Origin of the sequence: Amnibacterium endophyticum, from assembly GCF_042680685.1 — a bacterium.
In the GTDB taxonomy this organism is placed as follows: Bacteria; Actinomycetota; Actinomycetes; order Actinomycetales; family Microbacteriaceae; genus Amnibacterium; species Amnibacterium endophyticum.
This window is the reverse complement of the sequence record NZ_JBHUEA010000020.1, coordinates 63,994-76,085: the sequence shown is the minus strand read 5'-3', so window position 1 is coordinate 76,085 and position 12,092 is coordinate 63,994. Positions and strand designations below refer to the sequence as shown.

Annotated in this window: 13 protein-coding genes; 4 read left to right on the top strand and 9 right to left on the bottom strand. The window is 72.1% G+C overall.

From position 1 onward, the window contains the following. Positions 1-557 precede the first annotated feature (557 nt). From ACFSBI_RS12920 to ACFSBI_RS12880, 9 genes are all read right to left on the bottom strand, one after another. A complete protein-coding gene (locus ACFSBI_RS12920) occupies positions 558-1,613 on the bottom strand; it encodes a potassium channel family protein (RefSeq protein WP_377935552.1) in 1,056 nt (351 codons plus the stop codon). Between the two features lie 139 nt (positions 1,614-1,752). Next, complete coding sequence (locus ACFSBI_RS12915; RefSeq protein WP_377935550.1) at positions 1,753-3,153, bottom strand: NADH-quinone oxidoreductase subunit N; 1,401 nt, start codon at positions 3,151-3,153, stop codon at positions 1,753-1,755. A gap of 4 nt (positions 3,154-3,157) precedes the next feature. Further along, complete coding sequence (locus ACFSBI_RS12910; protein ID WP_377935562.1) at positions 3,158-4,633, bottom strand: complex I subunit 4 family protein; 1,476 nt, start codon at positions 4,631-4,633, stop codon at positions 3,158-3,160. Between the two features lie 2 nt (positions 4,634-4,635). Beyond that, the gene (locus ACFSBI_RS12905; protein ID WP_377935548.1) at positions 4,636-6,480 is read right to left on the bottom strand and encodes a proton-conducting transporter transmembrane domain-containing protein; all 1,845 of its coding nucleotides are present in this window, start codon (positions 6,478-6,480) and stop codon (positions 4,636-4,638) included. Then, positions 6,477-6,779, bottom strand: coding sequence for an NADH-quinone oxidoreductase subunit NuoK (locus ACFSBI_RS12900; RefSeq protein WP_377935546.1), 303 nt, complete (start codon positions 6,777-6,779; stop codon positions 6,477-6,479). Before ACFSBI_RS12900 ends, ACFSBI_RS12905 begins: the two co-directional genes overlap by 4 nt. Next, the gene (locus ACFSBI_RS12895; RefSeq protein WP_377935544.1) at positions 6,776-7,345 is read right to left on the bottom strand and encodes an NADH-quinone oxidoreductase subunit J; all 570 of its coding nucleotides are present in this window, start codon (positions 7,343-7,345) and stop codon (positions 6,776-6,778) included. The genes ACFSBI_RS12900 and ACFSBI_RS12895 overlap by 4 nt, the downstream gene beginning before the upstream one ends. Next, entirely contained in the window at positions 7,342-8,283 is a 942-nt protein-coding gene (locus tag ACFSBI_RS12890; protein WP_377935542.1) for an NADH-quinone oxidoreductase subunit H, read from the bottom strand. Before ACFSBI_RS12890 ends, ACFSBI_RS12895 begins: the two co-directional genes overlap by 4 nt. After that, positions 8,276-9,406 carry a hypothetical protein gene (locus ACFSBI_RS12885; protein ID WP_377935540.1) on the bottom strand — a complete coding sequence of 377 codons (1,131 nt, stop codon included), beginning with the start codon at positions 9,404-9,406 and terminating at the stop codon, positions 8,276-8,278. Before ACFSBI_RS12885 ends, ACFSBI_RS12890 begins: the two co-directional genes overlap by 8 nt. 38 nt (positions 9,407-9,444) lie before the next feature. Then, positions 9,445-9,795: an NADH-quinone oxidoreductase subunit A gene (locus ACFSBI_RS12880; protein ID WP_377935538.1), complete on the bottom strand. Its 351-nt coding sequence runs from the start codon at positions 9,793-9,795 to the stop codon at positions 9,445-9,447. 99 nt (positions 9,796-9,894) lie between these two features. On the opposite strand from ACFSBI_RS12880, the gene ACFSBI_RS12875 reads away from it, so the two are divergent. The 4 genes from ACFSBI_RS12875 (at position 9,895) to ACFSBI_RS12860 (ending at position 12,092) form a co-directional block, all read left to right on the top strand. Beyond that, positions 9,895-10,248 carry a hypothetical protein gene (locus ACFSBI_RS12875; protein ID WP_377935536.1) on the top strand — a complete coding sequence of 118 codons (354 nt, stop codon included), beginning with the start codon at positions 9,895-9,897 and terminating at the stop codon, positions 10,246-10,248. 76 nt (positions 10,249-10,324) lie between these two features. After that, entirely contained in the window at positions 10,325-10,936 is a 612-nt protein-coding gene (locus ACFSBI_RS12870; protein WP_377935535.1) for a DUF305 domain-containing protein, read from the top strand. Continuing rightward, positions 10,933-11,622, top strand: a complete 690-nt coding sequence (locus ACFSBI_RS12865; RefSeq protein WP_377935533.1) for a hypothetical protein — start codon at positions 10,933-10,935, stop codon at positions 11,620-11,622. The genes ACFSBI_RS12870 and ACFSBI_RS12865 overlap by 4 nt, the downstream gene beginning before the upstream one ends. Before the next feature lie 152 nt (positions 11,623-11,774). Then, positions 11,775-12,092: a metal-sensitive transcriptional regulator gene (locus ACFSBI_RS12860; protein WP_377935531.1), complete on the top strand. Its 318-nt coding sequence runs from the start codon at positions 11,775-11,777 to the stop codon at positions 12,090-12,092.

Sequence of the window (12,092 nt, the reverse complement as noted above, 5' to 3'; positions counted from 1 at the left end):
CGCCCGAGATCGACCTCGCGGCCGCTGTGATCCTTGTCAGCCACCTCATCGAACCCGCCCTCACGGCCACCGCGACCGGCCGCACCTGGAACCCCGACCCGCAGCACTGGCAGTAGGCGCTGCGCTGAAGGAGCAGGTAGCGCTCAGTGGCACTTCGGTCCCGGCGGGTACGAGATCACCCGCCCGGCGTGACCGCCGCCCGCTGGTCACTACTGGTCTCACTTCGCTCGCGGGAGGACGCCCTCCAGGTCGGCGAAGGCGACATCACCAGAAGGCCGACGATAAAGCGGGCAATCAGGATCCGGGCCGGAAGCGAAGAACTCCTCAGCAGGCAGAGGCTCGGGGTAGGCCGGCGCGTGAGGTCTCTGCCAAAGAACTTGCACTGTCCTGCGAAGCCACCTCGTGAAATGTTGTCCGCGGACACGGACGACGAGACATCGCTGACCGCCAGTCGCGCTCCGCTCTGCGCTCGTCACATGAACGGTCGATCGCAAGCTTTGGACCGGCGAGCCGTCTGACCGATAGGTGGTCTCGCAATCGCGGTGTACCGCGCCTCTTCAGCAACCGCGCGTCGAATCTCGGCTGCCGGCTACTGGAGCGTGCCCGGCGGCGATGCTGGGATGGCGGGTATGCCTGGTGCTTCCGGCGATGCCGAAGTCAGCCCTGCCCGGTCGGGCGATGTTGACGGCGTCTGGTCGCAGCCTGGCGCTCAGGTCTCTGCATCCGAGCCGTCTGCGTGATGCCGGTTGTCGGTACCGGTGCTGCTGCGCGTGGTGGAGCAGCACCTCTTCCGGAGCACCGGCGTATCCCCAGTGCTGCTGCAGGACCTGCGCGAGGTCGGCGACGGCGGCGGTGAGCGTGCGCCGGCCGAGCTCGTTCGCTGTCGACGCGTCGGCTTCGTCGAGGACCGCGGTGAGGGACAGGAGCCCCTCCGGGAGGTCGTGGTCCCCGTCGTGGAAGTAGAACGCCTCCGGGTGCTGGATGAAGTCCACCCGGACAGCAGCGAGGTCGGCCGCGAAGGTCATGAGCGTCGACTCGCTCGGCTCGCTACCCGGGTCCGGCTCAGGCATGGCGCGCCATGCGTCGAGCAGGTGATGCAGCCGGGTGGCGAGCGTCCGCCTCCGCGCGAGGGCGGGGTAGAGCTGCAGGATCCAGGTCACCGCAGCGGTGAGCAGCGCGAAGCCGTCGAATGCGGCGGCCGGAACGACGAGGCGCAGCCAGTCGGCCTGCGGCACGATGTCGCCGAACCCGAGGGTGCTCATGGCCACTGCGGCGAGGTAGACCGAGTCCACGAGCATGGAGCGGGTGGTCGGGTCCAGCCCCGAGGAGTAGACGAATCCGCCCGGCAGTGCGGAGCTGAAGATAAGCGCCCATCCGACGAGGCTGACGGCGATCCAGGTCAGCACGACGGTGAGCACGGCCAGCGGGCCGGCCAGTCGGAGACGCGTCGATGCCCACGGACCTCTGACCGTGCACACGCGCCACACCCCGGTCAGCACCAGATTGGTGAGCCGTCCGCTGCCGGAGGGGTGGACGAGGGTGTGGAACAGCTCCAGCCCGACGACGCCCAGGAGGGCGGCGCCGCCGGCCACCGCGAGAACCGGCGCGATCACCGCTCACGCCTCCTGGACTGTCCCAGGTGCGCGGCAGGTGGTCGTGTCGCGGGGGTGCTGCGGGTCGCGTCGCTTCGGCTGAACGCCAGGAGGCAGCTGTGGCTCAGCGTTGTCGGGGTGTCTGGCGAAGTCATGGTGGTCAAACCAGCGTCAGGTTCGGGCCGAGCAGCAGCACGGTGGCGGCGCCGAGGGCGAGGGTGGCGGCACCAAGAACGAGGGCGAGGCCGCCAGGGGCGCGCTTGGCTGCGTCAGGTGCAGCGTCGGTGCGGCCGACAGCGGCGACGATCCAGCGGAGGTAGTAGAAGAGGCTGACGACGGTGTTGATGGCGGCGATGGAGACCAGCCAGCCGTAGCCGGCGTCCCAGGCGGCGATGAAGACGGCGAGCTTGCCGAAGAACACCGCGGTCGGGGGTGTGCCGACCAGGCTCAGCAGCGCGATGATGAGCGCGCCGGTCAGGGCCGGGTGGGCGCGTGCTGCTCCTCGCCAGTGGTCGATCGTGGCCCGGTCCGGAAGGGCTGCGACGACGGCGAAGGCGGTGAGGTTGGTGGCGGTGTAGCCGGCGAGGTAGGCCAGCAGTGCTCCGCCGGCGGCGGGTGCGGCGGCGCCGGCGGTGACGGCGAGCAGCAGGTAGCCGACTTGGCTGACGGTCGACCAGCCGAGCAGCCGGCGGACGTCCTGTTGCCAGAACGCGGCGAGGTTACCGATCGTCATGCTCGCTGCAGCGACGACGGCGATGACCAGGGGCAGGTCGACTGCGGGTTGCAGCGTTGTCACCAGCCGCAGCAGGGCGGCGAGGGCGGCGAGCTTGGGGACGGTGGTGAGGAAGGCGCCGACGGCGCGGGAGGAGGCCTGGGTGGCGTCGGGCACCCAGAAGTGCGCCGGGGTCGCGCCGGCTTCGAACAGCAGCCCGACGGTGACCGCGATCGCGCCGAGGGCGACCACGACCGCTGGGGCGGCGGCGACGGCTGCTGTGAGGGAGGGGTAGGCGGTCGCGCCGGCGGCGGCGAACAGCAGCGCGATGCCGCCGAGCATGGTGACGCCGAACAGTGCGCCCTGCAGGTAGGTCTTGGTGACCGCTTCGGCTGCCGCGGCGGTGCGGGTGATCCCGATGAGGCCATAGAGGGGGATGCTGGACAGCAGGAACCCGGTGGCGAGCACGAGCAGGTCGTCCGCCCCGGCGACGACGAGCGCGCCGAGGGTCGCCAGCAGCAGCAGCGCGATCGTCTCGCTTTCCCGCGCGGTGCGGCGCAGCTCCGGCTGGCCCAGGACGATCACCGCGGCGGTCGCAGCGGGGGCGAGGATGCGGACCGCGGCGCTGCCGGCGTCGAGGGCGAAGCTGCCGGTGAAGACCGTGGTCGGCGACTGCAGGGCCTGCACGATGCCGGCCACGATCGCGCCGGTGAGGGCCGCGGCGGCGATCAGCAGCGTCGGCCACTGCCGCCGCCTGGGCAGGTAGGACCCGGTCAGCAGCACGGCGACGGCGCCGATGAGCAGCGCGATCTCCGGCAGCAGCGCGCCGTAGTCCATCCTGGTGCCCACCGGGTCAGCCACCCAGCCGGGCGATGACGCCGTCAGCGGCCGGTCCGATCAGGGTCAGCAGCGGTGCCGGGACGAGCCCGATGAACAATGACAGGGCCAGCAGCCCGGCCGCGGTGCCGGTTTGACGGACGGGCAGGTCGGGGAATGCGGCGGTGTCGGCGCGGTCGCCGGTGAACAGCCGCTGGTAGGCGATCAGCAGTAGCGCGGCCATCAGCACGATCCCCGGCAGCGCGGCCGCCGCCCAGCCGGTCGCCCCGATCGCGCCGGTGAAGATCTGGAACTCGGCGATGAATCCGGACAGGGCCGGCAGGCCGAGGGACCCGAACACCGCCACCGCGAACAGGCCCGCATACCTCGGGGCGGGCCCGGCCAGGCCGCCGAAGCGGTCCATCGCGTAGGTGCCGCGCCGCTCGAACAGCACCCCGGCGAGCAGGAACAGGGTGCCGGTGATCAGCCCGTGGGAGACCATCTGCGTCACCGCCCCGACGACGGCGAGGCGCTTTGCCTCGGCCGAGCCGGCCAGTCCTGCAGCACCGACGGCGACCAGGATGTAGCCCATGTGGTTGACCGAGGTGTAGGCGATCAGTCGCTTCAGGTCGTGCTGCGCCATCGCGACGAAGGCGCCGTAGAGCACCGACACGATCCCGACCACCAGCACCGGCACCGCGAACGCCCGCCATGTGTCGGGCAGTACCGGCATCGCGATGCGGACGAAGCCGTAGGTGCCCATCTTCAGCAGCACCCCGGCGAGGATCGCCGAGCCGATCGCGGGCGCGTCGGTGTGTGCCGGTGGCAGCCAGGTGTGGAACGGCACGGTCGGGGTCTTGATCGCCAGGCCGAGGAAGATCGCCGCCAGCACCACCGCCGCCCCGACCGGCCCGAGGTTCGGGACCCCGTTGCGGGTCAGCTCGACGATGTCGAAGGTGTGCGGGTCGGAGCCGAGGTAGAGGCCGATGAAGCCCAGCAGCAGCGCCAGCGACCCGACGAACGTGTAGACGAAGAAGGTCAGGGCGCTGCGGCGCCGGTCGCCGTGGCCCCACCCGGCGATGACGAAGTACATCCCGACGATGGACAGGTCGAAGAACAGGAAGAACACCAGCAGGTCCTGCGCGGCGAACAGGCCGAGGCAGGTGGTCTGCAGGAACAGGAACAGCGCCGCCTGCTGCCGGGGCCGCTGATCGTCGCGCAGCGCCCACACCGCGCAGGCGAGGAACAGCACGTCGCTGAGCAGCAGCAGCGGCAGCGACAGCCCGTCGACGCCGAGGTGGTAGCTGGTGCCGGCCGACGGCGCCCAGGTCACCTGCTCCTCCAGCATCAGCCCGTTCGAGTCGGGCCGCGCGAGCAGCGCTGCGACGGCGAGCAGCAGCAGGTCGGCGGCGGCGGTGCCGACCCACACCCAACGGGCGGCCGCGGTCGGCACCGGGGCCGCTGCCAGCACGATCGCGGCGACGACGGGGAGGAGGACTATCAGGCTGAGCATCGTCACCGCGCCACGATCAGGACGACCGCCAGCGCGACGGTGGCGACGACCGCGGCGGTGAAGTAGTGCTCGAGCCGACCGGTCTGCCATGCCCGCACCCGTCGGGCGGCGCGACCGGTCAGAGCGGCGATGCCGGTCATCGCTCCGGTGATGCCGCGCTCGTCCACGGCCGCGAACCAGCCGGCGGCGCGGGTGACGGCACCGGCGACCCCGCCAGCGGGGATGCGGGCGAGGATCCGGTCGTCGCCTGCAGCCAGCAGCGCGGCGACCCGCCCGGCGGGACGGGCGACCAGCAGCTGGGCGGCCGGCTCCAGCCCCAGCCAGCCGGTGGGCAGCCGTCCGGCGGCCCGCGCCAGCGGGATGGTTGAGACGGCCACCACGACGGCGATGCCGGCCGACAGCGTCAACTCCAACGGGGTCGCCGCCGGGGCGCCGCCGGCGCCCAGCAGGCCACGCCAGGCCGGCTGCAGGCCGGGCAGCCAGGCCAGCGGCAGCAGGACGGCGGCTCCGGTGAGCAGGACCATCACCGTCGAGGCGGCGCCCGGGACTCGGCGGCTACCGGGCTCTTCGCTGTCGAAGCCGGCCTCGGCCGAGGCCGGCGGGCGCCGCCAGATCAGCACCAGGATCCGGGCGGAGTACGCCGCGGCGACCCCGGCGCCCAGCAACCCGGCCGCATACAGGGCCGGGCTCTGCTCGGCCGCGGCGGCCAGCACGGTCTCCTTCGACAGCCACAGCGGCAGCGGCGGCAGCCCGGCCAGCGCGGCCGCCCCGACGGTGAAGGCGACACCGATGAGCGGGTAGCGGCGGCCGACGCCGATCAGCGCCGGCAGCTGCTTGGTGCCCAGTGCCGCGAGCCAGGCGCCGGCGACGAGGAACAGCAGCGACTTCACCGCTGCGTGGGCCACCAGCTGCGCGGTCCCGCCGGCGACGGTGCCGGCTCCGGCCGCGAGGACCACGAAGCCGAGCTGGCTGGCGGTGGAGGCCGCCAGCACCTGCTTGAGGTCCTGCTGCGCGATCGCGACCAGCCCGAGTAGCACCGCCGTGGCCGCTCCGATCCACGCCGTCACCGGGCCCGCCCATCTGGTCGCGGCCAGCAGCGGCTCCATCCGCACCAGCAGGTAGCCGCCCATCGCCACCATCGCGGCCGAGTGCAGCAGCGCCGACACCGCGCTGGGGCCCTCCATCGCCCGCGACAGCCAGAACGAGAACGGCAGCTGCGCCGCCTTGCCCAGCGCCGCCACGACCACCCCCGCCGCGACCACGTGCAGCCACGGGCCCTGGGCCGCAGCCAGGGCGTCCAGCTGCAGGCCCGCCCCGCCGGCGACGGCGGCACCGGCGGCGAGGTAGAGGCCGAGGTCGGCCGTGCGGGTCACGGTGAATGCGACGAACCCGGCACCGGTCTTGACCGGGTCCCGCCAGACGAAGCCGATCAGCGCGTACGAGGTCGCGCCCATCACCTCCCAGGCCAGCAGCAGCGCCGGCAGGCTGGCCGCCACCACGGTGAGCACGACCGCGCCGGTGAACAGCAGCATCAGCCCGTGGAAGCGGGCCGCCGGGCCGGTCCGCTCGGCTGCGGCGAAGACCAGCACCAGCGCCGCCACCACCGTCACCACCGGCAGCAGTACCGCCGACAGCCCCGGCATCGCCGCCTCGAACGGGGCCCCGGGCAGGAACGGGACGGCGACCCGCGGCCGCACGACCGCCGCTGCGATCGCGACGGCGACGGTGGCGGCTGCGACGGTGATCGCGACCGCCGGCGCTGCGCCGTTCGCGCGCCGCCCGGTCAGCAGCAGCACGCCGCCGGTGATCGCCGGCAGCAGGAACGCCAGCGGCAGCAGCGCGCTCACTGCTCCAGGTCCGTCGCCATGTCGGTCATGTCGGTGTTCCGCGCCCGGTGCAGCACCAGCGCGACGGCGAAGCCGGCCGCCATCTCGATCGTCATCGCCGCGATCACCACCAGCAGCAGCGTCTGCCCGTCCGGCACCGGCGCCAGGAACCACCAGAAGCCGGCCGCGGCCAGGATCACCGCGTTCAGCATCAGCTCCAGCCCCATCATCACCATCACCACGACCTGCTGGGACAGTGCCCCGTACAGTCCGACCGAGAACAGCGCCGCCGCGACCAGCAGCACCAGCTGCAGCGTCACCGCTGCAGCCCTCCTCGCTCCGGGTCGGCAGGACGCTCCCGGTCGAGGTCGTCACCGAGCCGTTCGTACCGGCTTCGCGGATTGGCCAGCACCACCGCGGTGACCATCGTGGCGAACAGCACCGGGCTGATCGTGAGCATCACGAGCATCTTCGAGCCCATGATCGACTGCCCCAGCGCCGCGATCGTGTCGCCACCGGGCAGCCGCAGCGACTCCCGCACCGGCCACGGCACCAGCAGCGCCACCGCGGCCAGCAGCACGAACACCGCCGCGCTGAGCACGACCGACGACCGCTTCGAATGGGTCATGTCCATCGGCATCAGCGCCGGGTTCATCCCCATCAGCATCACCATGAAAACGGCCATGATCGCCATCTCCATCACCATCATCAGCACGATGATCGGCCCGATGTAGGACAGGTTGAGCAGCAGCGCGATCCCCCCGACCGCCACGAACGACACCGCCAGGGCATAGCTGGCCCTCGCCATCGAGTCGGTCACGAACACCGCCACCCCGGCCGCCACCGCCGCCACGCCGAATACTCCGAACAGCAGCGCCGTGATCACGGCGCACCTCCCGCCACCGCGGCACCGATCGACACGGCCAGCAGCTGCAGCAACGTCGCCGGCAGCAGCACCAGCCAGCCGATCTCCGCCAGCCGCTCCGGCCGCACCGCAGGCACCAGCCGCCCGGCGACCACCAGCACCGCCAGCACCAGCACCGACTTCACCGCTACCCACACCCCCGCCGGCAGCAGCGGTCCCGCGCCGCCGCCGAGGAACAGCGGCACCGCGACCGCCGCCCCGGCAGCCAGCACCGCCCACCTGCCGGCCAGCACCAGCAGCCGGTCCGGCCCGGACAGCTCCGTCAGCACCCCGTCCGCTGCGTCCCGCCCGGCAGGGGTGGCGAAGGGCCCCCATGCCGCGAACGCCGACACGCTGAGCAGGTACACCACGAACCCGACCGGCATCAGCACCGCGAACCACACCGGCTGCTGCGCCGCCACGACGTCCGACATCCGCAGGCTCCCGGCCGCGATCGCCGGGCCGGTGAGCGCGAACATCAACGGCAGCTCGTAGGAGATCGCCTGCCCCAGGAACCGGTACGCCCCGACCAGCGAGAACGTGCTGTCCGCCCCCCAGCCGAGCAGCCACCACAGCGCCCACAGCAGCACGTCCATCGCGTTGAACCACACCACCCCGATGGGCAGATCCGCCGCGACCGCACCCCCGACCGGGACCACCAGCACCTTCAGCACCGCCGCGGCCACGAATCCGGCGCCGGCAATCCGCCACAGCAGCACGTCCGCACCCGGCAGCGTGCGACGCTGCTGCCGCAGCAGCCGCGCCGATTCCAGCAGCGGTGCACCCGCCGCCGCTACCAGCGGAGCGCCCGCCGCCCTGGCCGACAGCACCGCCGCACCCGCAGCCCCCGTCGCCGCCAGCAGCAGCAGCCCGAAGGGTGCCGCGACCGCCAGCAGCGCGGACGACACCATCTCAGGCATGCAGCACCAACCCCGCCTCGGTCGTGACGCCCGCCGCCACCAGCAGCCGGACCGCAGCCAGTGACCTGCCCTGCAACGCCGCCGCCAGCTCCTCCGACCGCAGCGGCGCCTCATCGCCCTGCCCGTGGCCGCCCGCTGCCGCGTCCAGCCAGCCGACCAGGCGGCGCCTTACCGTCTCCGCGTCGTACTCGCCCGCCGTCGCCGGCGACGCGCTGCGCAGGTTCCACGCCAGCAGGCGCGAGCCCGCGACTCGCCGACGGATCCGCTCAATCGCCGGGACCAGCTCGGCCAGCGACGCACCGCCCAGCAGTGCATCGCGCAACCGCCTCGTCCGCTCCGCCACCGCGTCCCAGCCCGCCAGCCGCAGCAGCACCTGCGCGCGATCCAACCGCTGCACCGCCGACCGCTCCGCCGCAGGCAGCGGATCGGGCGCAGCGACAGCAGCAGCCGGCAGTGCCCTGGCCGACGCCTTGACCACGACATCGCCCGACAGCGTGAGCGTCAGCGCCAAGCCCGCCGGCCAGTCGGTCAGCACCGGACCCAGCTGCAGGTGCAGCACGTCCATCTCCAACCCGTCACGGTCACCCTCGAACCCACCCGCCAACGGCACCCCGCCCGGCCCCGACATGTCCATCGACCCGTGATCCATGCCATGCGACCCATGACCCATGTCCATCGACCCGTGACCCATCCCGCCCGACCCATGCGCCCCGTGGTCCGACTCGTGCGAGTCGTGTGGTCCGTGGCTCATCTCGTGCGAGTCGTGCGCCATGCCGTGCAGACCAGACTCCATGCCGTGCGACTCGGCATGACCAGCCGCCTGATCGGAGTCGGACGCCTCGGGAAGCGGTTCCGGGTCGCCGCCGGCCTCCAGGGCCTGCTGGGCGAGGGTGAGCGCGCCGGGCAGTTCGACGGGATCGGTCAGACCCACCCGGTGCCGCGGCCGCGGCACCTGCTGCCAGACCTGGTTGATCCTCGCCGCGAGCTCGTCCGCCGGCAGCCCTACCGTCAGCAGCACGTCCGCCTCCGCCGGGGACGCCGCCAGCACCCATCCCCGAGCGGTCACGGCGGCCTCGGCCCGCATCCGCGCGAGATCGTGGCCGGGCACCCCGACCACCAGCACGTGCGGTCTCCGCGCCGCCAACGCCGCGATCCGACCGGTCAGACCCACCGCAGCGTCCCCTCACGCCACGCCCACACGACCCCGGCCATCAGCACGCCCAGGAACACGAACATCTCGATGATCGACTCCGCGCCGATTTGCCCGGCGACCACCGCCCACGGGTACATGAACAGCATCTCGACATCGAAGGCCAGGAACAGCAGCGTCAGCGGGTACCACCGGGCGTGGAACCGCGACAGCGCGTGCTCCTGCGGCATAAACCCGGACTGGAACGCCATCACCTGCGCCGCCGTCGGCGCTGCAGCGACCAACCGAGCCGTCCCGTAGACCGTCGCGACACCCAGCAGCACTACCCCGAGCGCGATACCGACCGGCAGATAGACCCCCACCAGCACCTCCTCGACGACATCCCGACCCACACCTATCAAGCAGCCCAGAAATATACCCCCCGGTGGTACCCCGCCTCAGCCGCGATTACGATGCCGTTCATGCGGGGACCGGTGCTGCGGGCGGCTGTCGTCGCCCTGCTGCTGGCCGCGGTGGTCGCAGCCCCGGCCGTGATGGCTGCCATGCACCTGGGCTCGAGCATGACCATGGCGATGACCGCCACCCGAACGCACACGAGCCAGCACAACCAGCCCGCGGTCGACCAGCAGGCGAACGTCTGCTCCCAGAACCCGCTCCTCGCCGTGGCGCACACCCCAGTGCTGCCCGGCGCTCTCGCCGCCTGCCTCGACGCCACGACCTCGATCGCCGCGCCACAGCCGGCCAGCACGCCGGCCGGTCAACTGCCGGCCCGCGCACCTCCGTCCCTGCTCGCGCTCGGGATCAGCCGGACCTGATCGTCGACCGCCGCGCCTCCCTGTGCGGCATCGACGACACCCTCCGACGACTCTTGAGCACGAACTGGACACCGATATGCGCGCACGCGCCCTTCTCCTGACCCTGACCCTGGCCGGCACGGCCACCCTCACCGCCTGCACCACCAGCAGCAACGGCGACAGCGCTGGCGCGCCTGCCGGCGTCCCCACGCCAGCCGCTTCGGCCACGGCGTCGGCGCACAACGCCGCCGACGCGATGTTCGCGTCGATGATGATCCCGCACCACGCCCAGGCCGTGCAGATGGCCGACCTCATGCTCGCCAAGCAGGACATCCCCGCCGAGGTGACCGCACTGGCGAAAGCGATCAAGCAGGCCCAGCAGCCCGAGATCGACCAGATGAACGGCTTCCTCACCTCCTACGGCCAGCCGACCGTCGACCCCACCGCGAGCCCGATGCAGATGCACGGCATGGCGATGGACGGCATGCTCACCGACGACCAGCTGCAGCAGCTCCGCGACGCCGACGGCGCCACCGCCACCCGACTGTTCCTCACCCAGATGGTCGGCCACCACACCGGCGCCATCGCCATGGCCAAGACCGAGATCAGCACCGGCAAGGACCCCGCCGCGATCGCCCTGGCCAAGAACATCGTCACCGACCAGCAGGCCGAGATCAGCCAGATGCGCACCCTGCTGAACCAGCTGTGATCGAGCCCGACAAAGACCGGCGGCGCGGGCAGCGGCGAGCGAAAGCCGCCGCTGCCCGCGAGGCCGCCCGCCGCGCCGAGCGCCGCCGCAGCATCCTGCTGCGGGCCGGACTCGCCGCGGCCGGCCTCGCAGTCCTCGGCGGCGTCACTGCGGGTATCGCCGCCGCCGCGCAGCCGCCGGCGCTACCCGCCCCCGCCGCCGCGACCGGCGGAGGCGCCCCGCCCTGGCCCGCACCCACCGATCCGACCGAGGGTATCCGCGCCGCAGGGCTGGACTTCTCCCGGATGACCGGCGACCACTTCCACTCCCATCTCAACATCCGCATCGATGGCGACCCCGTCCCGGTCCCCGCCAACCTGGGCATCGTGGCGGCGACGGGCCGGATGAGCGAGCTGCACACTCACGACACCAGCGGCCTGCTCCACATCGAGTCCGACTCCCGCGGCCACCGCTACACCCTCGGCCAGGTCTTCACCGAATGGGGCGTCCGCCTACAGCAGGGACGCATCGGAAGCCGCGCCGACGAGCAAGGCCGCACGCTTCGGGCGTACATCGACGGCAAGCCGACGACCGGGAACCCCGCCGAGATCGAGCTGCTCCCGCACCGGCAAGTCGCCCTCGTCTACGGCACCGCCCTCGACCAGCAGAACCCGCCCCCCACGTACCAGTTCGCCCCCGGTGACTGATCCGACCGCGACAGCGCGTGCGGGGGCCAGCACCTTCCGACCCTCGCGCTGGCGGACTGCGACGGCTCCCGCAGAACCTCTCACCGGACCCCCCGTCGACGCATCAACGAGGTCCGTACACTCACCTCCCGCTCACCTGAGGCAGGAGCCCGATGTACCCGACCCCCGAGGATCATCTCGACCGACACGTCCATGGCTACATCTCCGACAAGGACGAGTACCTGCGGCGGCTTCGCCGAATCGAAGGACAAGCACGCGGCCTGCAAGGCATGGTCGCCGATGAGAAGTACTGCATCGACATCCTCACCCAGGTCTCCGCCATGACACGAGCCCTCGAGTCCGTCGCACTCGGCCTCCTCCACGACCACCTTGACCACTGCGTCCGTGACGCTGCCGCAGCCGGCGGTCCCGAAGCCGACGCCAAGATCAAGGAAGCATCTGAAGCGATTGCCCGACTCGTCCGCTCCTGA

Coding starts and splice junctions, on each gene's coding strand:
- ACFSBI_RS12910 (WP_377935562.1), bottom strand. CDS start 4,633: ATGCTCAGCCTGATAGTCCTCCTCCCCGTCGTCGCCGCGATCGTGCTG.
- ACFSBI_RS12890 (WP_377935542.1), bottom strand. CDS start 8,283: ATGCCTGAGATGGTGTCGTCCGCGCTGCTGGCGGTCGCGGCACCCTTC.
- ACFSBI_RS12875 (WP_377935536.1), top strand. CDS start 9,895: ATGCGGGGACCGGTGCTGCGGGCGGCTGTCGTCGCCCTGCTGCTGGCC.
- ACFSBI_RS12870 (WP_377935535.1), top strand. CDS start 10,325: ATGCGCGCACGCGCCCTTCTCCTGACCCTGACCCTGGCCGGCACGGCC.
- ACFSBI_RS12860 (WP_377935531.1), top strand. CDS start 11,775: ATGTACCCGACCCCCGAGGATCATCTCGACCGACACGTCCATGGCTAC.